This is a genomic window from Sporolactobacillus sp. PKPK-6, from assembly GCF_056678885.1.
In genome coordinates this window covers 1,805,364-1,829,926 of record NZ_JBWXPA010000001.1, presented here as the reverse complement: position 1 = coordinate 1,829,926, position 24,563 = coordinate 1,805,364, and the positions used below count along the sequence as shown (strand labels likewise).

Below are 24,563 nucleotides of genomic sequence, written 5' to 3'. Positions count from 1 at the left end.
AGTTCCGACACTGCCTATTGGAATGCTTGACTGCACTGAACAGGCGCTGTTATGAATGACTTGTTTTAAAGGTGCTGAATTTTTGTAGTGGTGTCAAGGTGAAAGATGAACGATGGCGAAGGCAGAAAATTTAGGGAAAAAAGGCGGTATTTCAAAGTCTTCGCCTTCTATAGACGATAAATTCATGCTATTCATCGACAGACTGCACGATCATTTGTCGTTTATGGCTGAACATCAAGAATGCCGTCGAAGTTTTTTTGATCTGCGGCTTGTGATTGTGACAAATTATGAACGTCTACTATGCTTTAATGGATCATACAATCATAAGTTAAAGGCGGCGAGCGATATGATTCAAAAATTTGGCGGTGCAGCAGCGGGTACCATTGACCCTTACCTACAAAAAAATCAAACGATACAAGAACGATCAAAATCGCAGCGCTCTTTTCAAACCTTTTTGCTGGGTGTTATGTTTCGTACCGATCTGTTTTTTCTGGCAGCAGGATTTTTACTTGGACGGGCTGTAATCATTACAAGCTTGACACCGTTTATTCTTCCTTTTTTTGCAACTGTATTCTGGATGAAACGCAAACGGAGATGGGCAGATTCAATGGCAGTTTTGGCCGGAGGGCTCACGCTGTCTGTGGGACAAGCTTTTTACGCACTGCTTGGATTAATCGTTTTCTTGGCAGGGTGGAGGATTGTGGCTTCGTTTCAACGTGTGCATATGGAACGCTGGCTGCCTGGACTTGTATTTCTTACCGGATTTTTAGTGCGTCTGCTCTGTCAGGCAGCATTTTCATTGACACTTGTATGGACGGATGTGCTCACGGCCGGAGCCGAGGCATCATTATCCGCGCTTGTGACACTCATATTTATGCAGAGCGTTCCGCTCATGTCTACGCGTGTTAACCATAAACTGTTTCGAAATGAGGAAATCATTTGTTTCGTCATTTTAATTTCATCAGTAATCGCCGGAACAATCGGATTGCATATCTATGATCTATCCATTGATCATGTACTTGCCCGGTATGCCGTGCTTCTGTTCGCATACGCTGGCGGTGCGGCGATCGGTTCAACGGTTGGTGTGGTGATCGGTCTCATTCTGGGCATGGCGAGCGTGTCGAGTCTCTATCAAATGAGCCTGCTCGCCTTCTCAGGCGTGCTTGGCGGCTTACTTAAGGAGGCGGGAAAAGCGGGTGTTTGTGCCGGATTGTTAATCTCGACATTATTAATTGGTGTTTATGGCGGCGGATATGCAGGGCTTGGGAGCGAGGTGATTGATTCGATTGCGGCCATTATACTTTTTCTTGTTACACCGAAGAGTCTGATCCGGCAAATGGCTTCCTTTATTCCGGGGACACGCGAGTATCAGGCTGAACAACAGCAATATGTACGTAAGCTGCGTGATGTAACAGTTGGTCGGGTGGAGCAGTTTTCAGGCCTTTTTCAGACGCTTGCGAAGAGCTTTTATCCACCGGCAGAAGCGGAAACAGAGGAAGACAGCGACGTTTTGAGTAATGTCACGGCCAAGACATGCCAGAACTGCTTCAAAAAAGAGTTCTGCTGGGTCAATAATTTTGAACGGACGCAGAAGCTGATGCTCGAATTGCGTGATGAGTCGCGGCGTGGAAATCGTGAAGAGAATGCACGGCTGCATCATAAATGGCGTAGTCACTGTTCCAAGGCGGAGCGAACGCTGGAAGTCATCCGCAAAGAGCAGAGTCTGTCTGAACTGCATGAGAAGATGAAACAAAATGTTAAAGAGAGCAGACGGCTTGTCGCGGATCAGCTCAGAGGTGTCTCACAGGTAATGGGCGATTTTGCCAGTGAAATGAAGCGTGAACGCGGTCTTCATGAATGGCAGGAAGAAATGATTCTAGCTAAATTGAATGGTATCGGTATCCGCGTTGAGAGTGTGGAGATTTACAATTTAGAATCTGGGGCTATTGATATTGAAGCGCTGCTGCCGACCGATAATTACGGTGCATGCGAAAAAGTTATTGCACCTCTGCTGTCCGATATTCTCGGCGAGAGTATTGTTGTTGAGAAAAAGCAAGCCTCTGATTATCCCGGAGGACCGAGTCGTGTTGTTTTTATTTCTGCTCGTGCATACGATTTGGATACCGGTGTCGCAACGGCCGCACGAGGAGGGGGCAGCATTTCCGGGGATAACTACTCACTTTTTGAAATCGGTTCCAAAAAATACGTTATGGCAATAAGCGATGGAATGGGGCATGGCGAACGTGCGGACATGGAAAGCAAAGATACCTTACAGCTGCTGAATAAAGTATTAAAATCCGGTATTCATGAGACGCTGGCGATCAAATCCATTAATTCAATCCTATCGCTTCGCTCGACTGAGGAAATTTATGCGACACTGGATTTGGCACTGATTGACTTGCAAAATGCGACATCAAAATTTCTGAAAATAGGATCAAATCCAAGCTTTATTAAGCGCGGCGGCCGTGTTTTCATGTTGGATGCAGGTAATTTACCAATTGGAATTATACGTGATGTTGATGTGGATATGAAGACTGAACAGTTAAAATCCGGAGACCTACTGATCATGATGAGCGATGGGATTTTTGATGTGCCAAAGCATATTGAGAATAAAGAAGCATGGGTCAAGCGGAAAATTAAAGAGCTGCAGACTAATGACCCGCAAGAAATTGCCGATCTGCTGCTTGAGGAAGTAATTCGTGTCGGAGATGGCAGTATTGATGACGATATGACAGTCATCGCTGCACGAATCAGCCATCATATTCCTGAGTGGTCGGCTTTTTCGACGGATCGAAGCGATGAACATGCCAATCGTGCCTAATGGGATTAAATGAATCTTTCACACCGTTTTTATCGTTGCTTGCATCTTTGCGAGGCAGATAGATTTTGCTTTGGCGGTCATGAGGCAAGTTTTACGAGACTAACGGTATAGAAACTACTTTTCCTGTCTATCATAATGCTAGATTCAGGGAGGAGTGAAAGACTCAATGAAGAAGGGCACGTTAAAGCAAATTTTGTTAATCACTGACGGGTGTTCCAATGAAGGCGAAGATCCGGTAGCAATGGCGGCACTGGCTCGTGAACAAGGGATTACCGTTAATGTCATTGGTGTTCTTGATCAATATGACTCGGAGGACAGTCATGGCTTGCAGGAAGTAGAGGGAATTGCACAGGCGGGCGGCGGGATCAGCCAAATCGTCCAGACGAAGCAGCTCGCGCAAACGGTGCAAATGGTGACAAAGCAGGCGATGACTCAGACGATTAAAGGTGTGATCAATCGACAGCTTCAGGATATTTTGGGTGACGGGGAAACGGTAGAGGATTTGCCTCCCGAAAAACGTGGAAAAGTAATGGAAGTCGTTGATGAGGTTGGTGAAACAGCTGATCTCCATGTATGCATTCTTGTTGACACAAGTGCCAGTATGAAAAATAAATTGCCGACTGTACGCGAGGCACTGACCGATTTGTCACTGAGCTTATCCGCACGCATGGGTGAAAATCAATTTTGTCTCTTTCTATTTCCCGGGAAAAGAAAGTCCGTGCAGAAAGTCATTTCATGGACGCCGCAGTTGGACAGCATTAAACGCATCTTTGAAAAAATAAGCTCGCATGGCATTACACCCACAGGACCGGCAATTAAAGAAGCAGTAAAAAGCTTTTCGTCGGTGTCGAGAAAACAGTCGCTCTTTGAAGATGATGAGGCCTATGATGATGGCCCAAGATAATCTGCACTTTGCTCCGGGAACCTTGATCACCGGGAAATGGCATCGAAACCAATACCAGCTTGTCAAGTGGCTGGGGAGCGGCGCACAAGGTACGGTGTATTTGGGAAGAGAAGGACGCCGTATGGTCGCGATCAAGCTGGCTAAGGATCGCGCGTCACTGATCTCAGAGGTTAATGTACTGAAACAGTTTGAAAAGCTCCAAGGGGATCCTTTGGGGCCTTCTTTATATGATAGCGACGACTGGCTGACGCGGGGCAGAACGATTGGATTCTGCGTTATGGAATACTTGGACGGCATTTCATTGGCCGATGCGCTTAAGCGGAAACCCTTTGATTGGACACTTGTATATATGCTGCAGCTGTTGAAGCAACTGCAGCAGCTGCACAGGTCGGGGTATATATTTGGTGATCTGAAGCCGGAAAATTTGATTCTTATACATCCGGGCCATTCGATCCGCTGCCTTGATTTTGGGGGAGCAACACGCATAGGAAGATCTGTGAGAGAATATACTGAATTTTATGACCGAGGATATTGGGGCTTCGGCGGACGTCGTGCGGAACCGAGCTATGATTTGTTTGCTTGCGTGATGATTTTGATTTATGCTGCCGCAGGCAAACGCATTGTACGGACAAATGAACCTCAAGTTCAGCTTGTACAATTTGTGAAAAGTCATCCGAAGCTGGCACCGTATCGAAAAATAGCAATAAATGCAATGAGGGGGAGCTACCCAAGTGCAGAGGCTATGCGGCGTGAGCTGCTCCAAGAAATAATGACGAGCCGTCAAAGCGAGCCACGCTCGCCGCAGACAAGGCGTACTATTCGAAAAACAAATACAAGTTCAAGCAACAGCTGGAAATCAGCATGGCTTGCCGCTTCGGTTTTATTAACTGCCTATATTTTGTTTGTCATTATTTACGTCATGTAAAAATTGGAGTATTGTGGACATACATTATTTAGCGAGTATTTTCTGGGGAGAAAATAACGATGACATTTTCTGAACGTGTGACGCGTTTTATTGAAACTCATCACCTGATCCGCTCAAACGCAAGACTTGTTCTCGGTGTCAGCGGAGGGGCAGATTCGATGGCGCTTCTGCACTTTTTTTATATGAAAAAAAAGGACTGGAAGCTTGAACTGGCTGTCTGTTCCGTTGATCACACACTTAGAGGAGTCAAAAGTGCCGAGGATCAAAAATATGTCGCATCATTTTGCGAAAAAAGGGATATCCTTTTTATAGGGAAAACGGTTGATGCCCATTCTTGGAGTTCAGAAAGGAAAATCAGCATTGAAACAGCCGCGCGTGAGCTGAGATACAGGGCTTTTGCAGAAGCGATGGAAACATTCAAAGCAGATGCGCTTGTACTGGCACATCACGGTGACGATCAAGTAGAAACCATGCTGATGCGACAGGTGCGCGGCACCATCGGAATAGGGAGGGCAGGAATTCCTGTTCGGCGTGTTTTTAAGGGAAGGGAGATTATACGGCCGTTTCTTTCGCAGACAAAAGCTGATTTAGAAAATTATTGTGCTGAGAACGGAATTGTTCCGCGGCTTGATGAGTCGAATGAATCCGATGCGCACACAAGAAATCGCTTCCGGAAATATGTACTTCCATTTTTGAAGAAAGAGAATCCCCAGGTACATCTCAAATTCCAGTATGAAAGCGAGCGGATTGCAGAGGATGAATTACTGCTTGTACGGATGGCTGAAGATCAGCTTGAGCAGGCAATCCTGGATAAAAGGAAATATGAATATGCGCTTTCAATCCCTAAATTTCGTGACATTCACCCGGCTTTACAAAGGCGGACAATTCATCTACTATTATGTTATCTCTATACAAATCAACAGTTGCAGCCGATGCACCAACCGATACATATTGAACAACTATTGCTGCTGCTGCATTCCAGTCGTTCCTCAGGGATCGTCATTCTTCCCGGGGGGCTCACAGCTAGAAAATCCTACAACCGCTGTCGGGTCGGCTTCGTGCTGGAAAGCGGTGACATAGAAGAACAGGCAGCGATCAGTATCCCTGGACGGACAGATTTTCTTTCCGGCTCCATTGAGGCCGCTTATGTGAAAGGAGACAAATTATCTTCTTCTGCATTGGGCCGAGCCTGTTGCATCTTCGATGAGGAAAACATTGCCCTTCCGCTTTATGTGCGGACATGGCGAAGCGGAGATCGTATAAGTCCGAATGGGATGACAGGATCGCAGAAGATCCAGCGTATTTTCATCAACGAAAAGATTGACCGCAATGAAAGAATGAAGTGGCCTGTAATTACCGATGCGAACGGCCGTATACTTTGGCTGCCGCTGTTGAGGCGAGGCACGCCTTATCCGTCACCGCCTGATTTAGAGAAAAAGGACTATATAAAGCTTAAATTTATACCGTTGGCTGGTTTTGGGAGGACGCAGGAATGAAGGAAGACGTCAAGGAAATATTAATAACAGAAGAGGAAATTCAAAATAAGGTGCATGAATTCGGTGCAGCGCTCTCAAACGAATACGCCGACTCCTTTCCCCTAGTGATCGGTGTGCTGAAAGGGGCACTCCCCTTTATGGCTGACCTAATTAAGACCATTACTGTTCCGATTGAAATTGATTTCATGGATGTGTCCAGCTACGGCAACTCTACTGTGTCATCAGGGGAAGTGAAAATTCTCAAGGATTTGGATACTTCAGTGGAAAACAGAGATATTCTGATAATTGAGGATATTATTGACAGCGGACTGACCCTGAGTTATTTAGTCGAATTATTTAAGACGAGAAGGGCGAAATCCATAAAAATTGTGACGCTGCTTGATAAACCGTCAGGAAGAAAATCGGATGTTGCTCCGGACTTATCAGGATTTACTGTTCCCGATGCTTTTCTAGTCGGCTATGGTCTTGATTATGCGGAAAAATACCGAAACCTTCCATTTATTGGAATATTGAAGCCTGAGATATACGAGGCTTGAGCTGCTCATTTAACAGTTTTTTGTTGCTATTTAGAGGAACTGCTCGCAAAAATGCAATTGCTTGGGCAGTAACAAGTGTATGTGGTACTATAAAATATGATTTGTTTTTAGAGCGGGAGGAGGTAAGGCATGAATCGACTTTTTAAGAATATTATCATATATTTATTTATTGCTTTAGTGATCATCGGTATCGTCAGCTGGCTGACGGAAACGAATCGTACTGTTAAACCGATGACATACAGCGCCTTTCAAACGAACCTAAGTAAAGGCGCAGTAGATCAGTTAACCTTACAACCGGAAGGCAGCGTTTACGCAGCAACGGGACACTTGAAGAGTGCTGATAAAAATACGACATTCAAAGTGTATTTGCCGGCGAGTGACAAAGTTGTGAATCAGGTAACTGATTTGGCAAAACAGTACAAATTAGACTTTAAACCGACCGAACGGACAAGCGGATGGATTACATTTGTTACATCACTGATCCCGTTCGCCATTATCTTCTTCCTTATCTTTTTCCTTCTGAATCAAGCCCAGGGCGGCGGCGGCCGAGTAATGAATTTCGGCAAGAGCAAAGCCAAGCTGTATTCGGAAGACAAGAAGAAGGTCACATTCAAAGATGTGGCCGGAGCTGATGAAGAGAAACAGGAACTGGTGGAGATCGTTGATTTCCTGAAAGATCCGAGAAAGTTTGTTGCGCTTGGTGCGCGAATCCCGAAAGGTGTATTGCTTGAGGGCCCTCCTGGTACTGGTAAAACACTGCTCGCACGTGCGGTAGCAGGTGAAGCGGGTGTACCGTTTTTCTCAATAAGCGGTTCGGATTTTGTAGAAATGTTTGTTGGTGTCGGCGCGTCTCGTGTCCGCGATTTGTTTGATCAAGCGAAAAAAAATTCGCCATGTATCATTTTCATTGATGAAATTGATGCTGTAGGGCGTCAACGTGGTGCTGGTCTTGGCGGTGGTCATGATGAACGCGAACAGACATTGAACCAATTACTTGTTGAAATGGACGGTTTCGGAGCCAATGAAGGCATCATTATTGTTGCTGCAACCAACCGACCGGATATTCTTGACCCGGCACTTCTCCGTCCCGGACGCTTTGACCGTCAGATTCCGGTTAACCGTCCCGACCTTGTTGGACGAGAAGCTGTACTTCGTGTTCACGCACGCAACAAGCCGCTGGCTAAAGAAATTGATTTGAAAACTGTGGCTAAACTGACTCCGGGATTTTCAGGGGCCGATTTGGAAAACCTGCTTAATGAAGCAGCACTTGTCGCTGCTCGGGCAAATAAAAAAGTAATCAATATGGAAGACATCGATGAAGCAGTTGAACGTGTCATTGCCGGTGTCGCTAAGAAATCACGTGTGATCTCTAAGAAGGAACAAAACATTGTTGCCTATCATGAGTCGGGGCATACGATTATCGGCCTTGCTCTTGAAGGCGCGGATGAAGTGCATAAAGTTACGGTCATCCCTCGTGGCCAGGCCGGTGGGTATACGGTTTCCCTTCCAAAAGAAGATCGCTATTTCATGACCAAGCCGGAATTGCTTGAGAAGATATGCGGACTTCTTGGCGGTAGAGTTGCCGAAGAAATTATCTTTGGCGAAATCTCAACCGGTGCCAGCAATGATTTGCAACGCGTCACGGGATTGGCACGTCGTATGGTTACCGAATTCGGTATGAGCGATAAGCTGGGTCCGATGCAATTCGGCAATAATGACAGCGGGCAAGTATTCTTGGGACGCGATATTCAGAACGATCAGAACTACAGCGATGCAATTGCTTTTGAAATCGATCAAGAAGTGCAGCGCTTTGTAAAGGCGGAATATGATCGATGCAAAAAGCTGCTCCTTGAACATCGAGATAAGCTTGAATTGATTGCCCAGACGCTGCTCAAGGTGGAAACACTGGAAGAAGAGCAGATCAAATCACTGTATGAAACAGGTAAGTATATCGAACCAAGCAAGACTCGGTACGCTTCTGCTAAAGATGATAAAGAAGAAGCGCCTGCAATTGATCCAGCTGAACCGAAGGATGAATCAAAGAGTGATGTCAAAGTGACGATTCATTCAAAGGACGAGGATTCAATGCAGAAGCCGGTTGACTCGAAAGAACAATCGGACACCGAGAAAAAAGATGACGAGCATAAAATTTGATCGTTGTTTCGATTGCACATACAAAGAAAAGGGAGGCTTCTCCGAATGGGAGTGCCTTCCTTTTCGTTTTTGCCCTGATTTAATTCGAGAAACCGGCTGGATAAACTGGAGGATAACGAGATGATCTTTGTTTGTGATGTAGGCAATACCCACATTGTTCTTGGCACTTATGATGATGGAAAGTTAACAAATCATTGGCGCATTTCAACAGATCGTGAGAAGACAGAAGATGAATTCGGCATGCTAATTAATGATCTTTTTTCATACACCGGCCTATCCTTTGACAGGTTCAGCGGTGTGGTCATCTCATCAGTTGTACCGTCAATTATGTTTGCACTGGAACGGTTGTGCGAAAAGTATTTTCATCTGAAACCAATAGTCGTCGGCCCCGGTATTAAGACGGGATTAAACTTAAAGTACGATAATCCGAAAGAGCTTGGCGCAGACTTAATTGTGAATGCGGTAGCAGCGGTGAACGATTATCAGGCACCAATCATTGTAATCGATTTTGGAACGGCAACAACCTTTTCGTATATTGATGAGCAAAAGGCGTATATTGGCGGGGCAATTGCACCCGGCATTGATATAGCAACCGAAGCGCTTTATGAGCGAGCTTCGAAGCTTCCGAGAATTGAAATTGCAAAACCGCCGCATATCGTCGGACGCAATACAGTCCACGCCATGCAGTCCGGAGTTCTTTTCGGTTATGTCGGGCAAGTGGAAGGTATCGTTTCACGGATGAAAAAACAGGCGACTTCGAATCCGGTCGTTGTTGCGACCGGAGGACTGTGCTCACTGATTTCTCATGAGACCGATAGTATTGACCATGTGGACCCATTATTGACACTTAAAGGGCTCTTCCTCATTTATCAACGCAATGCGTAAAAAGAAAGGAATGATCGGATTGGGCGATTATTTTATCAAGGCTTTAGCATGCAGCGGCAGTCTCAGGGTGATTACGTCGGTAACGACTGAAACAATCAGAGAGGCCCAGTCGCGTCACAAAACATGGCCAACCGCAACAGCAGCACTTGGCCGAACGATGACTGCCTCGATGATGATGGCCGCACAAGAAAAAGGCGATGAAAAAATAACAGTTACTGTTCAAGGCGGTGGTCCGATCGGCGCAATCGTTGCCGATGCGAATACCCATGGACAAGTGCGCGGCTATGTGTCGAATCCTGAAGTACATTTTGAATTAAATGCACATGGTAAATTAGATGTGGCGCGCGCGGTCGGCAAGAGCGGTTTCCTCAGCGTTGTGAAGGATTTGGGACTAAGAGAAAATTTTACCGGGCGTGTGCCGATTGTTTCAGGCGAGCTGGGTGACGACTTCACCTATTATTTTGCCCGCTCTGAGCAGGTGCCTTCTGCCGTAGGTGTCGGTGTGCTTGTCAACCCTGATCAGACGGTGAAGGCTGCTGGGGGTTTTATTATTCAGGTACTTCCCGGTGCAGAGGACGCAACTATTGGAAAACTTGAGGAGCGGCTGAAGACTATTCCGCCAATTTCTAAACTCATTGATGCGGGACATTCTCCTGAAGAATTGCTTGCCGACCTTTTCCCGGACGGCGATTATAAGCTCTTGCAAAAGCACCCGGTGGCTTTTCACTGTGGTTGCTCAAAAGAAAAATTCGCAAGCTCCATTACTGGGTTAGGAGCAAAGGAAATTCAGGCCATGATTGATGAAGACGGCGGTGCGGAAGTGACTTGCCAATTTTGCGAAACGCATTACGCATTCACAGCAGATGAATTACAAGCACTGATTCCGCATAAATAATCTATGAACTTGTCTTTGGGCAGGTTCTTTTTTTACATGAAACTTTTAACGAATGGCGAGTATAAAAATTTCGCTGCATCATGAGGCACCAGACACCGGCCCAGCCTTAACTAAGCATTGGGAAAATCTAAGTTTTCAAATAGCTGCATATAAATAACACATGCTTTTTTGTATAAGCAAACAGATGTATTGCGGAGCAGTCATAATCATTGACGAACCACAAATTGACTGATAATATAGTGTATAAATCATACATGATTACTGAGGATTTAAAGGGGGATGAATGATGACTGTTGCAAATTCGGTTACGGAATTGATTGGAAATACGCCGATTGTTCGTTTGAATCATTTGACTGGTGAAAATGATGCGGAACTCTATGCGAAGCTTGAATATTTTAATCCGGGCAGCAGCGTGAAGGATCGAATCGCGCTGGCGATGATTGAAACCGCTGAAAAAGAAGGAAAACTGAAACCGAACGATACCATTATCGAACCGACAAGCGGCAACACTGGGATTGGTTTAGCCTTGGTTGCTGCTGTAAAAGGATACAAAGCTATTTTGGTTATGCCGGAAACGATGAGCATTGAACGGCGCAAATTGTTTAAGGCATACGGTGCTGAAGTCATTCTGACTCCTGGTGCCCAAGCGATCAAAGGATCGATTGCCAAAGCTCAAGAACTTGCGAAGGAAAAGGGCTACTTTTTACCCCAACAATTCCAGAACCCAGCAAATCCGAAGGTACATTATGAAACGACCGGTAAAGAAATTGCCGCAGCTTTCGATTCGCTGGATGCATTTGTGGCCGGTGTCGGAACAGGCGGTACGTTGAGCGGAAGCGGAAAAGCTTTGAAGGAAAAATTTAAGGACATCCGTGTTTATGCGGTTGAACCGAAGGACTCTCCAGTATTGAATGGAGGAAAAGGCGGTCCGCATAAGATCCAGGGAATCGGAACCGGTTTTATTCCGGATACATTGGATACAGAAATCTACGACGAAGTCATTGATGTTGCTAACGAGCAAGCATTCGAATACGCGCGCCTTGCCGGTAAAAAAGAAGGCGTGCTTGCCGGTATCTCCGGTGGTGCAGCAATTTATGGCGGTGTTCAGGTTGCTAAAAAGCTTGGCAAAGGTAAAAAAGTTGTTGTCATTGTGCCGGATAACGGCGAGCGTTATTTGAGCACACCACTGTATCAAGTCGAAGAATAATCAAATATGTAGAGCAAAAGCCCGGGAAACCGGGTTTTTTCTTTTTTTATGTAAAGAATGGGTCACTCGGCGGCGAGGATTAGTCATTGTTCTATTTTTTTCAGATGGAGAACATGCCTGACCTGCACTTGCCCGGCGGTTTATAAAAGTAAAGTCGACCATCTGTGTTATACTGTTTCTGTTATACAAAAAGAAGATTTAGAGGAATTTAGTGTCATCGGCACGACAAATAAAGGAACTTTGACTAACGGCGCCCATTTTTTGTGAGCAACGTCGAAGCCACCGCATCATGCGGAAGTACGTCCTGTGATAAGCCGGGCACTGGGTCATCCGTGACCGTCGCGACGGCGGCTTCGCCAAATGTTTGGCGAATTCAAGTTTTTCTAAAGCCGTGACTGATTTTCGGGAGGAACAAACACCTGTGAGCAATTTTCAACTTTCCCCTTTTCATCTGATGAACGTAAGGGGCAGAACGCTGGATTATCGAAAAAAAACGGTGATTATGGGTATTTTGAATGTAACTCCGGATTCGTTTTCCGATGGAGGACAATTCAATCAGCTTGACCATGCCGTGTCTCATGCATTGCAAATGGAACGTGACGGTGCAGATATCATTGATATTGGCGGCGAGTCGACACGTCCGGGACATACGCCGGTCGCAATGGATGAAGAAATCGCTCGTGTCGTACCAATGATTAAGGCGGTACGTGAGCATACGGACCTGCCAATTTCTATAGATACTTTTAAGGCGGAAACTGCTCGTCGTGCCTTGGAAGCAGGCGCGGACATCATTAACGATGTCTGGGGTGCCAAAGCGGATCCCGAGATGGCGAAAATAGCCGCGGACTATCACGTGCCGATCATTCTTATGCATAATCGCGACAACAATAATTATCAAGACATCATAAGCGACATGAAAAATGATCTTCGTGAGAGCATTGCAATCGCGTTGGATGCCGGTGTTGATCCGGAGCACATTATTCTTGATCCGGGTATTGGTTTTGCTAAGGACTACCAGCAGAATCTCTTTGTAATGAACCATCTCGAGGCGTTTCATGAGCTCGGTTATCCGATCTTGCTTGGCACATCGCGGAAAGGTTTCATTGGCAGGACACTAAACGTAACCGTGGACAATCGGATTGAAGGTACGGGAGCAACTGTTTGTCTTGGAATCTCCAAAGGCTGCCAAATTATGCGTGTTCATGATGTGCTCGAGATTGCGCGTATGGCGAAAATGATGGATACAATGCTGCAGGAGGTTCACCTTGACTGACACAATTAATTTGAACCGCATGCAGTTCTACGGATATCATGGCGCGCTTCCGGAAGAACAACGGATGGGTCAGCGCTTTGAAGTGGATCTAACGTTAGCATGTAATCTTTATCAAGCGGGAACTACGGACAGACTTGATCAAACGGTTAATTATGCGGAAGTATATGCGCAGGTAAAGGAAATCGTGGAAGGCCGTCCTTACGCGCTTATTGAAACAGTAGCTGAAAAAATTGCTGAAGTGATACTGCTCGGCTTTTCAAAAGTTGAAAGCTGCCGGGTTAAAGTAATTAAACCCAATCCGCCTATTGCCGGTCACTATGACTCGGTATCGGTGGAGGTTGAACGGTTTCGAACAACTGCCTACTTAGGGCTTGGATCGAATATGGGCGATCGGGCGGGGTTTTTGAAACACGCGCTCGAGGCGCTGCAAGCAGAACAAAAGATAAATGTTGTGCGCTGCTCGTCAATTTACGAAACAGACCCTTATGGTCCTGTTGAGCAGCCAGACTTTTTAAATATGATCGTGCAGATTGAAACACTTCTTCCCTCAATCATTCTATTGCATAGGCTTCAAAAAATAGAGGCAGATTTGGATCGAATGAGAGAGGTACACTGGGGACCAAGAACAATTGATCTTGATCTATTGGTTTTTGACCAAATGATTACCTATTCAGAAGAACTGTCCCTGCCCCATCCTGAAATCGCGCGTCGCGCTTTTGTCCTTAAACCGCTTGCTGAGATTGCGCCTCACCTGGTTGTTCCTGGAATCAACCGTTCAGTTATGGAAATGTGGCAAAATCTCAATGAAGGAGAGGGAGTGCGATTATGGAAAAAGAACAATGGGGAAGGAAAATTCGGGCTTTTCGAAAACTGAAAGGCTATACGCAAGCTGAGCTTGCTAAAGAATTAGGTATTTCATTAACCCTTTTAGGTGAAATTGAAAGAGAAAGCCGCGAACCTGAAACAGAACTTATTACGAAAATTTGTGACACACTGTCTATATCTCTTCAGGAAATGAAGGAATTATAAACCGAGGAAGGTTGATTTGATGCTGAAAATCGGTCCGATTGAGATGAAAAACCAAGTGGTCCTCGCGCCAATGGCGGGTGTATGCAACTCAGCGTTTCGCCTGATCGCCAAGCGCTTCGGTGCCGGGTTGGTATGTGCCGAAATGGTCGCTGACCGCGGTATTATTCACCACAATCAAAGGACATTAGATATGCTGTATATTGATGATCGTGAAAAGCCGCTCAGCCTGCAAATTTTCGGCGGTTCAAAAGAAACACTTGTTCAGGCGGCGAAATATGTAGACAAAAACACAAATGCGGATATTATCGATATAAATATGGGGTGCCCGGTGCCCAAAGTGACCAAAAGTGATGCTGGCTCAAGATGGTTGCTCGATCCTGATAAGATCTATGAGATGGTGTCTGCTGTTGTCGATGCAGTGGACAAACCGGTAACTGTTAAAATGCGTAAGGGATGGGACGACGATCACATCTATGCTGTGCGCAATGCCCAAGCAGTAGAACGTGCAGGCGGCAGTGCAGTGGCGGTTCATGGCCGTACGCGCGTGCAAATGTATGAAGGAAACGCCGATTGGGACATTATCCGCCAGGTAAAAGAGTCCGTCGGCATTCCGGTTATCGGAAACGGTGATGTTCGAACGCCGATGGATGCGAAACGGATGCTCGAGGAAACCGGAGTGGATGGTGTTATGATCGGACGCGCAGCACTTGGAAATCCTTGGATGCTGTATCGGACGGTTAAATACTTGGAAAGTGGTATGCTGCCTCCTGAACCGACTGCTAAAGAAAAAGCGGATGTCTGCTTAATCCATTTCGATCAATTGGTAAAATTGAAGGGTGAGCACATTGCTTCGCTGGAAATGCGTAAGCATGCTGCGTGGTACATGAAGGGTTTGTGCGGAGGCAACGACGTGCGCAAGCAAATTAACCAATGCGAGACCGGAGCTGAGCTTCGTCAGGTGCTCATTGACTTCCGAGAACAGCTGGAGCTTGATTTAGCACCGACAGGCTAAGGTTGACAGTATTTTTTTAATTCTCTATAATTCGATTAGATATCAAACTGCCGGAAGTATTGCTGGCAGTTTTCTTTATACAAATAACAAAGTATTAAAGATAAGAAATTAGCGGTGTCTAGTATAAGAGAAATTAAGGCTTAGTCATGTATGAATCGGACTCCGCCAAATTTTTCTTTATACGCCAGATGTATTTCATTGTGCATCTGAAAATGAGCAAAGCTCGATCCTGCTATAGAGCACTGTTTGGTGCCAGCGGGATACGACTGGAGGTTGAAAGAAGAATGAGTCAGGAAGTGGATCTGACCGATCAGCTGCAAGCCAGGCGCGAGAAGCTGAAGGTTTTGATTGAACAAGGAATTGATCCTTTTGGTGGTCATTATGATCGCACGCATGATACAGAAAAGATTCGCACGCTTTATGCAGATAAGACGGCGGAAGAACTCGAAGAGAATGAAATTGCCGTTGTCATGGCTGGCCGTTTGATGGCCAAAAGACGTAAAGGCAAGGCGGGATTCGCCGATATCCAGGATTTTTCCGGCAGAATTCAGCTGTACATTCGCAAGGACGCCGTAGGCGAAGACCAATACGAGATTTTCAAACATATTGATATCGGCGATTTTGTCGGTGTTGAAGGTACTGTATTTAAAACACATGTGGGTGAATTGTCCATTAAGGTTAATAAATTCAGTATTCTCTCGAAAGCGATGCGACCGCTGCCGGACAAGTTCCACGGATTGAAAGATGTGGAGCAACGCTACCGTCAACGTTATTTGGATTTAATCGTTAACCCTGAAGTCAGAGAAACGTTTATTCTAAGAAGTAAAATTGTTAAAGCCATTCGCGATGAATTGGATGGACAAGGCTATCTTGAAGTCGAGACGCCAACCATGCACTCCATTCCCGGCGGAGCAGCGGCGCGTCCTTTTATCACGCACCACAATGCCTTGGATATGGATCTGTATATGCGTATTGCTATTGAACTGCATCTCAAACGGCTCATTATCGGCGGATTTGAAAAGGTTTATGAAATCGGCCGCGTCTATCGTAACGAAGGCGTCTCAACAAAACATAATCCTGAATTTACGATGATGGAGCTCTATACAGCTTATCAGGATTTGCGTGACGTTATGGAATTGACCGAAAATCTTATCTCTTCTGTCGCTGAAAAAGTACTCGGCAGCACAGAAATCACATATGGTGATGCAAAGGTTGAATTGAAGCCCCGCTGGCGCCGTGTACACATGGTCGACGCGATCAAAGAAGAGACCGGCGTTGACCTTTGGCCGCAAATGACTGACGAAGAAGCACGTAAGTTGGCTGCAGAGAACGGTGTTTCAGTAAAGGATGATATGACATACGGACACGTTGTTAATGAATTCTTTGAGCAAAAAGTTGAAGAAACATTAATTCAACCGACTTTCGTATACGGTCATCCGGTTGTAATTTCTCCGCTTGCGAAGAAGGATCCGAACGACGCACGATTCAGTGATCGTTTTGAACTGTTCATTGTTGGTAGAGAACATGCCAATGCGTTCAGCGAATTGAACGATCCGATCGATCAACGCGAACGTTTTGAGGATCAGATGCGCGAACGTGAAGCCGGCAATGACGAAGCACAGATTATCGATGAAGACTTCTTGGAAGCAATGGAGTACGGCATGCCGCCAACCGGCGGTCTAGGCATCGGCATCGATCGCTTAATTATGCTGTTGACTGATTCCGCGTCGATTCGCGACGTGCTGCTGTTTCCTCAGATGAGAAAGATTAATAAATAAAGCATATGTAAAGCCCGTTCTGCCTCCTAGAAAGTTGGCAGACGGGCTTTTTTGTTGCGCCGTGAACAAGAAAGCAGTTTGCTAAGTGAAAGCCGGGTTTTCCAGCGCAAGAGATCGTTATTTGCATCAACATTCTTTTTTGCAGATGGAGATGGGCATGACGTAACGGTTACTTATGAGAAAAAGTGGTCGTGTCGAATGCGCAAAGGTTGGGTTAACTTCAGGTGAACGGTTAATCTTAAAGAAAGGGAAGACACCTTAAAAATCAGCCGGTAATTAAAAGATCACAAGCACCCAAGACATTGATTGCAATTTCAACTAAATGACAAGGTTTCGAAAGAAAATTCGGGCCGTGCTTAGGATTATGAACAAAATAAACGGAACACAGCAAATTTTTATTGACAAATGGATTCAATGCTGATAATATTTTCATGTTGCTGGACAAGAGGTCACTTGTTGTTGACATGTTGTCCAAGCTTATGTATACTGAAAAGATCGTTTTTACGATTGATTAAGTATTTTCATTGAGAAATTAGTTAATTGTTAAATTGTTGTTGACATGATGTTGATTTCTTGATAAGATATTCAAGTCGCTTCAAGAGCGACTGAGAATGTTCCTTGAAAACTGAACAAAAGCCAAGCGTGATATAAGGGTTTTAAACCCCATAATCAATTCAATTTTGCTATGGATCTTATGAACGAAAAAGCAAGGCCGGATCTCGTATCCGACATCAAGTAACACTTTTTGGAGAGTTTGATCCTGGCTCAGGACGAACGCTGGCGGCGTGCCTAATACATGCAAGTCGAGCGCATAGAAGGGAGCTTGCTCCCGGAAGTGAGCGGCGGATGGGTGAGTAACACGTGGGTAACCTGCCTGTCAGACTGGGATAACTGTGGGAAACCGCAGCTAATACCGGATAATCCCCTGCACCGCATGGTGCAGGGCTGAAAGATGGTTTCGGCCATCACTGACAGATGGGCCCGCGGTGCATTAGTTAGTTGGCGGGGTAACGGCCCACCAAGACAGCGATGCATAGCCGACCTGAGAGGGTGATCGGCCACATTGGGACTGAGACACGGCCCAAACTCCTACGGGAGGCAGCAGTAGGGAATCTTCCACAATGGACGAAAGTCTGATGGAGCAACGCCGCGTGAGCGAAGAAGGTTTTCGGATCGTAAAGCTCTGTTGCCGGAGAAGAACGTGCAGGAGAGGAAATGCTCTTGCAGTGACGGTATCCGGCCAGAAAGCCACGGCTAACTACGTGCCAGCAGCCGCGGTAATACGTAGGTGGCAAGCGTTGTCCGGAATTATTGGGCGTAAAGCGCGCGCAGGCGGCTTCTTAAGTCTGATGTGAAATCTTGCGGCTCAACCGCAAACGGTCATTGGAAACTGGGAAGCTTGAGTACAGAAGAGGAGAGTAGAATTCCACGTGTAGCGGTGAAATGCGTAGATATGTGGAGGAATACCAGTGGCGAAGGCGGCTCTCTGGTCTGTAACTGACGCTGAGGCGCGAAAGCGTGGGGAGCAAACAGGATTAGATACCCTGGTAGTCCACGCCGTAAACGATGAATGCTAGGTGTTAGGGGGTCCAACCCTTAGTGCTGAAGTTAACACATTAAGCATTCCGCCTGGGGAGTACGACCGCAAGGTTGAAACTCAAAGGAATTGACGGGGGCCCGCACAAGCAGTGGAGCATGTGGTTTAATTCGAAGCAACGCGAAGAACCTTACCAGGTCTTGACATCCTCTGACAAGTCTAGAGATAGGCCGTTCCCCTTCGGGGGACAGAGTGACAGGTGGTGCATGGTTGTCGTCAGCTCGTGTCGTGAGATGTTGGGTTAAGTCCCGCAACGAGCGCAACCCTTGATCTTAGTTGCCAGCATTCAGTTGGGCACTCTAAGGTGACTGCCGGTGACAAACCGGAGGAAGGTGGGGATGACGTCAAATCATCATGCCCCTTATGATCTGGGCTACACACGTGCTACAATGGGTGGTACAAAGGGCAGCGAAACCGCGAGGTCGAGCTAATCCCATAAAGCCACCCCCAGTTCGGATTGCAGGCTGCAACTCGCCTGCATGAAGCCGGAATTGCTAGTAATCGCGGATCAGCATGCCGCGGTGAATCCGTTCCCGGGCCTTGTACACACCGCCCGTCACACCACGAGAGTTTGTAACACCCGAAGTCGGTGCGAGAACCTTTATGGACTCAGCCGCCGAAGGTGGGACAAATGATTGGGGTGAAGTCGTAACAAGGTAGCCGTATCGGAAGGTGCGGCTGGATCACCTCCTTTCTAAGGAAACGATCAATAGCGAAGCGCTTGGACTTTTGTTTGGTTTTGAAGGAATCATTCCTTCACCGGCGTGCCGAAAGGCAGCCTTGAACCTTGAAAACTGGATAACGAAAGCAACGAAAGAAAGTCAAGAAACATCCAAGAAGATTATTGAATTGATCTTACGATCAAGAAACTAATCATGAATGTGGCGGATGAGGAGCAATATTTTCATCGTCAGTGGTTAAGTTTTAAAGAGCGCACGGTGGATGCCTTGGCACTGGGAGCCGATGAAGGACGGAACGAACGCCGATACGCTTCGGGGAGCTGTAAGTAAGCATTGATCCGAAGATTTCCGAATGGGGGAACCCCCTATCTTGAACAGATAGGATGCTCTGCTGAATCCATAGGCAGAGTAAGGCAGACCCGGGGAACTGAAACATCTCAGTACCCGGAGGAAGAGAAAGCAAATGCGATTTCCTGAGTAGTGGCGAGCGAAAGGGAAACAGCCCAAACCAAAGAGCTTGCTCTTTGGGGTTGTAGGACACTCCACATGGAGTCAGAAATGCACGTTTCAGGCGAACGACCTGGAAGGGTCGGCCAAAGAAGGCAAACGCCCTGTAGCCGACGGAACGTGCACTCCGGAGTGGATCCTGAGTACGGCGGGACACGAGAAACCCCGTCGGAATCCGGGAGGACCGTCTCCCAAGGCTAAATACTCCCCAGTGACCGATAGTGAACCAGTACCGTGAGGGAAAGGTGAAAAGCACCCCGGAAGGGGAGTGAAAGAGATCCTGAAACCGTGTGCTTACAAGTAGTTGGAGCCCCCTTCGGGGGGTGACAGCGTACCTTTTGTAGAATGGACCGGCGAGTGACGATTCTAAGCAAGGTTAAGCTGAAGAGGCGGAGCCGCAGCGAAAGCGAGTCTGAATAGGGCGTTTTAGTTTAGGGTTGTCGACCCGAAACCGTGTGATCTACCCATGTCCAGGGTGAAGTTCAGGTAACACTGAATGGAGGCCCGAACCCACGCATGTTGAAAAATGCGGGGATGAGGTGTGGGTAGGGGTGAAATGCCAATCGAACACGGAGATAGCTGGTTCTCCCCGAAATAGCTTTAGGGCTAGCCTCGGATGAGTGAGACTTGGAGGTAGAGCACTGATTGAATAAGGGGTCCCCACAGGATTACCGAGTTCAGTCAAACTCCGAATGCCAAGCCCTTACGTCCGGGAGTCAGACGGCGAGTGATAAGATCCGTCGTCGAAAGGGAAACAGCCCAGACCGCCGACTAAGGTCCCTAAGTTTGTGCTAAGTGGGAAAGGATGTGACGTTGCCCAGACAACCAGGATGTTGGCTCAGAAGCAGCCACCATTTAAAGAGTGCGTAATAGCTCACTGGTCGAGTGGCGTCGCGCCGAAAATGTAACGGGGCTAAGCACAGCACCGAAGTCGCGGATGACCGTAAGGTCATGGTAGGGGAGCGTTCCAAGGGCATTGAAGATGTGCCGTGAGGCATGTTGGAGCGTTTGGAAGTGAGAATGCCGGTATGAGTAACGAAAAGAGAAGTGAGAATCTTCTCCGTCGAAAGCCTAAGGGTTCCTGAGGAAGGTTCGTCCGCTCAGGGTTAGTCGGGGCCTAAGCCGAGGCCGAAAGGCGTAGGCGATGGACAACAGGTTGATATTCCTGTACCAGCGTTTCACGTTTGAGTGATGGGGGGACGCAGGAAGGTAAGGCGAGCGCACGGATGGAAGTGTGCGTTCAAGCCGCGAGGCCGGCAGCGAGGCAAATCCCGCTGCTATCCGCCAAACGGTGATGAGGAGGGAACTTAAGTACCGAAGCGCCTGATCCTACACTGCCAAGAAAAGCCTCTAGCGAGTGAAACGGTGCCCGTACCCAAACCGACACAGGTGGGCAAGAAGAGAATTCTAAGACGCTCGGGAGAACTCTCGTTAAGGAACTCGGCAAAATCACCCCGTAACTTCGGGAGAAGGGGTGCTCGTCGGACCTACGGGTCCGATGAGCCGCAGTGAAAAGATCCAAGCGACTGTTTACCAAAAACACAGGTTTCTGCTAAACCGTAAGGTGATGTATAGGGGCTGACACCTGCCCGGTGCTGGAAGGTTAAAAGGAGAGGTTATCCTTCGGGAGAAGCTTTGAATTGAAGCCCCAGTAAACGGCGGCCGTAACTATAACGGTCCTAAGGTAGCGAAATTCCTTGTCGGGTAAGTTCCGACCCGCACGAAAGGTGTAACGATTTGGATACTGTCTCAACGAGAGACCCGGTGAAATTATAGTACCTGTGAAGATGCAGGTTACCCGCGACAGGACGGAAAGACCCCATGGAGCTTTACTGCAGCTTGATATTGGATGTGGGTATCGTTTGTACAGGATAGGCAGGAGCCTTGGAAACCGGACCGCTAGGTTCGGTGGAGGCATCGGTGGGATACTGCCCTGACGATATCGACATTCTAACCCTGAACCGTGATCCGGTTCGGAGACAGTGTCAGGCGGGCAGTTTGACTGGGGCGGTCGCCTCCTAAAAGGTAACGGAGGCGCCCAAAGGTTCCCTCAGAATGGTTGGAAATCATTCGCAGAGTGTAAAGGCACAAGGGAGCTTGACTGCGAGACCTACAAGTCGAGCAGGGACGAAAGTCGGGCTTAGTGATCCGGTGGCACCGCATGGAAGGGCCATCGCTCAACGGATAAAAGCTACCCTGGGGATAACAGGCTTATCTCCCCCAAGAGTTCACATCGACGGGGAGGTTTGGCACCTCGATGTCGGCTCATCGCATCCTGGGGCTGAAGTAGGTCCCAAGGGTTGGGCTGTTCGCCCATTAAAGCGGTACGCGAGCTGGGTTCAGAACGTCGTGAGACAGTTCGGTCCCTATCCGTCGCGGGCGTAGGAAATTTGAGAAGAGCTGTCCTTAGTACGAGAGGACCGGGATGGACACACCGCTGGTGTACCAGTTGTTCCGCCAGGAGCATACGCTGGGTAGCTATGTGTGGACGGGATAAGTGCTGAAAGCATCTAAGCATGAAGCCCCCTTCAAGATGAGATTTCCCATGATTTTAAATCAGTAAGACCCCTTAGAGATGATGAGGTTGATAGGTCTGAAGTGGAAGCACCGTGAGGTGTGCAGCGGACAGATACTAATCGGTCGAGGGCTTAACCCAGAAGAACTTGGATTCACTTGTTTTGTTTCGATTGCTTTCGTTACCGGTTTTGAAGGCTCATGCGAGCCGGAAGTCTGGCGGTCATAGCGAAGAGGTCACACCCGTTCCCATCCCGAACACGGTCGTTAAGCTCTTCTGTGCCGATGGTAATTGGGGGCTGTCCCCCTGTGAGAGTAGGTCACTGCCAGGCATTATGGAGGATTAGCTCAGCTGGGAGAGCGTCTGCCTTACAAGCAGAGGGTCATAGGTTCGAGCCCTATATCCTCCATTTTTATGCCGGTCTAGCTCAATTGGTAGAGCAACTGAATCGTAATCAGTAGGTTGGGGGTTCAAGTCCTCTGACCGGCACTGTAACATGAGCCACTAGCTCAGGGGTAGAGCATCTGACTTTTAATCAGAGGGTCGAAGGTTCAAATCCTTCGTGGCTCACCATTTGTTTATTATTATGCGGAAGTAGTTCAGTGATAGAACATCACCTTGCCATGGTGGGGGTCGCGGGTTTGAATCCCGTCTTCCGCTCCATTTTATGTATGCCGGGATGGCGAAATTGGCAGACGCACAGGACTTAAAATCCTGCGGTAGGTGACTACCGTGCCGGTTCGAGTCCGGCTCTCGGCACCATTTTAGTTTATTTGCGCCCTTAGCTCAATTGGATAGAGCGTCTGACTACGGATCAGAAGGTTGGGGATTCGACTTCTCTAGGGCGCACCATTATCGGGAAGTGGCTCAGCTTGGTAGAGCACCACGTTCGGGACGTGGGGGTCGCAGGTTCAAATCCTGTCTTCCCGATTGTTTCTTACAAAAAGAACGAGATTGTCTCGTGGTTTTTGTATGACTTGGCAACGACTTTCGATAGCGTTGCGCGCATTTAAATGGGGCCTTAGCTCAGCTGGGAGAGCGCCTGCTTTGCACGCAGGAGGTCAGGGGTTCGATCCCCCTAGGCTCCACTTAATCGATATTTTTGAATCGACTGCTAGAGAGTCGGTTGTAATGTAAACAGGATTTTTGATCAGAGATCATTAATCCTGTTTTTTTTGCAAGTAAAGAAAGTATAAGATTTTGCCCCGTATTTAAACGAATAAACCAGTGTCTTGGCCGAAAATCAAAGCAGAGGTGCGACACGCCTGCGGGATCAGGTGCCAGCGAGACCCCGCTAATTTCTGCCTGTCTGAGGAGGCTCGCGGTGCGCCCACGGTAGCGCTCAGTTGATGCGAGCAACCGGAGCGATGATTCAGCACCGTAAAGACACAAACCAATGACACATGACTCACATGACTGGAGATTCAGGACCGGGCGGTTTTTGCCCGGTTTTTCTTACGCAAAGAAAGATTGATAAAGCAAAATGGAAAAGGTTAGCTAACTAATTAAGTTGATTATTTATGTAAAATCGTGCATAATAAATTCATAGTCAAAGTTAGTCAAAGTCAGGGAGAGAGGGTGCCCCGATGAGAAATATCTCTGATATCATTGAGAAATATATAAAAGAAATACTTGATTCGAACGATATCATTAAATTGAAGCGGAGCGAACTGGCGGAAAAATTTCAATGTGTTCCGTCGCAGATTAATTATGTTTTAAAAACGCGTTTTTCTATTGAGCGCGGTTATGTTGTAGAGAGCAAGCGTGGCGGTGGCGGATACATTCGTGTCGTCAAAGTCCGCCCGGTTACAGATGCCGAACTCATTGATGAAATGATCGGATTAATCGGTTATAGATTGACGCAGAGTATGGCAGAGTCGATTATCGTTCATTTGCTTGAGGAAGATGTGATCAGCGACCGAGAGGCACGATTGATGCTTATGGCTGTGAGTCATACGGTTCTTGATATTGATATCCCACTAAGAGATGAACTGCGTGCGAATCTTTTAAGAGCTATGTTGCAATCACTCACATATAGCAGATAGAATTTGTTATGTGGGCGCAGTAAGTTGATTGTTAAGCCTTCGTCTTGGTAAATATCTGATTGATTGGATATAATAAGATATTACATCAAGACACTGAAAGAGATCAGTATTTTGAGTGGGATGTTGCTTACAGAACATCTTAATACTGATTTTTAAAGAGGGTTTCAGTACTTCGGTGCCGAATATAGTTAATTAACGGCTCAGCCCGATTTCTCGTATTGAGAAATTTGGGCAATGAATATGGGTGGTGAACGATCAAAAAAACCGCTGTTTGAATAGTGTACAGGTAAAGGTTTTTTTGATG

General features: G+C 47.0%; 16 protein-coding genes, 8 tRNA genes and 3 rRNA genes. 26 read left to right on the top strand and 1 reads right to left on the bottom strand.

The window, feature by feature from the left end:
* The first annotated feature begins 112 nt into the window (after positions 1–112).
* The 14 genes from spoIIE (at position 113) to lysS (ending at position 16,915) form a co-directional block, all read left to right on the top strand.
* The gene (gene spoIIE, locus AC1MBV_RS09000) at positions 113–2,821 is read left to right on the top strand and encodes a stage II sporulation protein E (protein WP_480948111.1); all 2,709 of its coding nucleotides are present in this window, start codon (positions 113–115) and stop codon (positions 2,819–2,821) included.
* A 166-nt stretch (positions 2,822–2,987) separates the two neighbouring features.
* On the top strand, positions 2,988–3,725 hold the full coding sequence (locus AC1MBV_RS08995) for a VWA domain-containing protein (protein ID WP_255749273.1): 738 nt from the start codon (positions 2,988–2,990) through the stop codon (positions 3,723–3,725).
* Positions 3,712–4,650 (top strand): protein kinase domain-containing protein, encoded by a 939-nt coding sequence (locus AC1MBV_RS08990; protein ID WP_480948110.1) that lies wholly within the window; start codon positions 3,712–3,714, stop codon positions 4,648–4,650. Before AC1MBV_RS08995 ends, AC1MBV_RS08990 begins: the two co-directional genes overlap by 14 nt.
* A gap of 59 nt (positions 4,651–4,709) precedes the next feature.
* Positions 4,710–6,146 (top strand): tRNA lysidine(34) synthetase TilS, encoded by a 1,437-nt coding sequence (tilS, locus tag AC1MBV_RS08985; RefSeq protein ID WP_480948109.1) that lies wholly within the window; start codon positions 4,710–4,712, stop codon positions 6,144–6,146.
* On the top strand, positions 6,143–6,682 hold the full coding sequence (hpt, locus tag AC1MBV_RS08980; RefSeq protein ID WP_255749276.1) for a hypoxanthine phosphoribosyltransferase: 540 nt from the start codon (positions 6,143–6,145) through the stop codon (positions 6,680–6,682). The genes tilS and hpt overlap by 4 nt, the downstream gene beginning before the upstream one ends.
* A 129-nt stretch (positions 6,683–6,811) precedes the next feature.
* Complete coding sequence (gene ftsH, locus AC1MBV_RS08975) at positions 6,812–8,836, top strand: ATP-dependent zinc metalloprotease FtsH (protein WP_255749277.1); 2,025 nt, start codon at positions 6,812–6,814, stop codon at positions 8,834–8,836.
* Positions 8,837–8,956: 120 nt separating this feature from the next.
* Positions 8,957–9,721 (top strand): type III pantothenate kinase, encoded by a 765-nt coding sequence (locus AC1MBV_RS08970; protein ID WP_255749278.1) that lies wholly within the window; start codon positions 8,957–8,959, stop codon positions 9,719–9,721.
* A gap of 19 nt (positions 9,722–9,740) precedes the next feature.
* Positions 9,741–10,616: an Hsp33 family molecular chaperone HslO gene (gene hslO, locus AC1MBV_RS08965; protein WP_304654921.1), complete on the top strand. Its 876-nt coding sequence runs from the start codon at positions 9,741–9,743 to the stop codon at positions 10,614–10,616.
* A 283-nt stretch (positions 10,617–10,899) separates the two neighbouring features.
* Positions 10,900–11,823: a cysteine synthase A gene (gene cysK, locus AC1MBV_RS08960; protein ID WP_255749280.1), complete on the top strand. Its 924-nt coding sequence runs from the start codon at positions 10,900–10,902 to the stop codon at positions 11,821–11,823.
* A gap of 454 nt (positions 11,824–12,277) precedes the next feature.
* Positions 12,278–13,096, top strand: coding sequence for a dihydropteroate synthase (folP, locus tag AC1MBV_RS08955; protein ID WP_255749286.1), 819 nt, complete (start codon positions 12,278–12,280; stop codon positions 13,094–13,096).
* Positions 13,089–13,970 carry a 2-amino-4-hydroxy-6-hydroxymethyldihydropteridine diphosphokinase gene (gene folK / locus AC1MBV_RS08950; protein WP_370646150.1) on the top strand — a complete coding sequence of 294 codons (882 nt, stop codon included), beginning with the start codon at positions 13,089–13,091 and terminating at the stop codon, positions 13,968–13,970. The genes folP and folK overlap by 8 nt, the downstream gene beginning before the upstream one ends.
* Positions 13,922–14,125: a helix-turn-helix domain-containing protein gene (locus AC1MBV_RS08945; protein ID WP_255749281.1), complete on the top strand. Its 204-nt coding sequence runs from the start codon at positions 13,922–13,924 to the stop codon at positions 14,123–14,125. The genes folK and AC1MBV_RS08945 overlap by 49 nt, the downstream gene beginning before the upstream one ends.
* Positions 14,126–14,144: 19 nt before the next feature.
* Positions 14,145–15,137 (top strand): tRNA dihydrouridine synthase DusB, encoded by a 993-nt coding sequence (gene dusB, locus AC1MBV_RS08940; protein WP_480948108.1) that lies wholly within the window; start codon positions 14,145–14,147, stop codon positions 15,135–15,137.
* 284 nt (positions 15,138–15,421) lie between these two features.
* The gene (gene lysS, locus AC1MBV_RS08935) at positions 15,422–16,915 is read left to right on the top strand and encodes a lysine--tRNA ligase (protein ID WP_255749283.1); all 1,494 of its coding nucleotides are present in this window, start codon (positions 15,422–15,424) and stop codon (positions 16,913–16,915) included.
* Positions 16,916–17,180: 265 nt separating this feature from the next.
* Here lysS and AC1MBV_RS08930 read toward each other — a convergent pair whose 3' ends face one another.
* Positions 17,181–17,348 carry a hypothetical protein gene (locus tag AC1MBV_RS08930; protein ID WP_480948107.1) on the bottom strand — a complete coding sequence of 56 codons (168 nt, stop codon included), beginning with the start codon at positions 17,346–17,348 and terminating at the stop codon, positions 17,181–17,183.
* Between the two features lie 309 nt (positions 17,349–17,657).
* Here AC1MBV_RS08930 and AC1MBV_RS08925 point away from each other — a divergent pair.
* From AC1MBV_RS08925 to AC1MBV_RS08870, 12 genes are all read left to right on the top strand, one after another.
* Positions 17,658–19,206: ribosomal RNA gene (locus AC1MBV_RS08925) — 16S ribosomal RNA — on the top strand.
* A gap of 221 nt (positions 19,207–19,427) precedes the next feature.
* Positions 19,428–22,355: ribosomal RNA gene (locus AC1MBV_RS08920) — 23S ribosomal RNA — on the top strand.
* A 73-nt stretch (positions 22,356–22,428) separates the two neighbouring features.
* Positions 22,429–22,545, top strand: a 5S ribosomal RNA gene (rrf, locus tag AC1MBV_RS08915).
* Together the 16S, 23S and 5S rRNA genes with 8 tRNA genes alongside form the textbook arrangement of a ribosomal RNA operon.
* A gap of 5 nt (positions 22,546–22,550) precedes the next feature.
* A tRNA-Val gene (locus AC1MBV_RS08910) sits at positions 22,551–22,623 on the top strand.
* A 7-nt stretch (positions 22,624–22,630) separates the two neighbouring features.
* A tRNA-Thr gene (locus AC1MBV_RS08905) sits at positions 22,631–22,703 on the top strand.
* A 9-nt stretch (positions 22,704–22,712) separates the two neighbouring features.
* Positions 22,713–22,787, top strand: a tRNA-Lys gene (locus AC1MBV_RS08900).
* Positions 22,788–22,802: 15 nt separating this feature from the next.
* Positions 22,803–22,877, top strand: a tRNA-Gly gene (locus AC1MBV_RS08895).
* Positions 22,878–22,887: 10 nt separating this feature from the next.
* Positions 22,888–22,976, top strand: a tRNA-Leu gene (locus AC1MBV_RS08890).
* Positions 22,977–22,989: 13 nt separating this feature from the next.
* Positions 22,990–23,066, top strand: a tRNA-Arg gene (locus tag AC1MBV_RS08885).
* A 4-nt stretch (positions 23,067–23,070) separates the two neighbouring features.
* Positions 23,071–23,144, top strand: a tRNA-Pro gene (locus AC1MBV_RS08880).
* Between the two features lie 85 nt (positions 23,145–23,229).
* A tRNA-Ala gene (locus AC1MBV_RS08875) sits at positions 23,230–23,302 on the top strand.
* Between the two features lie 498 nt (positions 23,303–23,800).
* Complete coding sequence (locus AC1MBV_RS08870; RefSeq protein WP_255748645.1) at positions 23,801–24,259, top strand: CtsR family transcriptional regulator; 459 nt, start codon at positions 23,801–23,803, stop codon at positions 24,257–24,259.
* Positions 24,260–24,563: the final 304 nt, after the last annotated feature.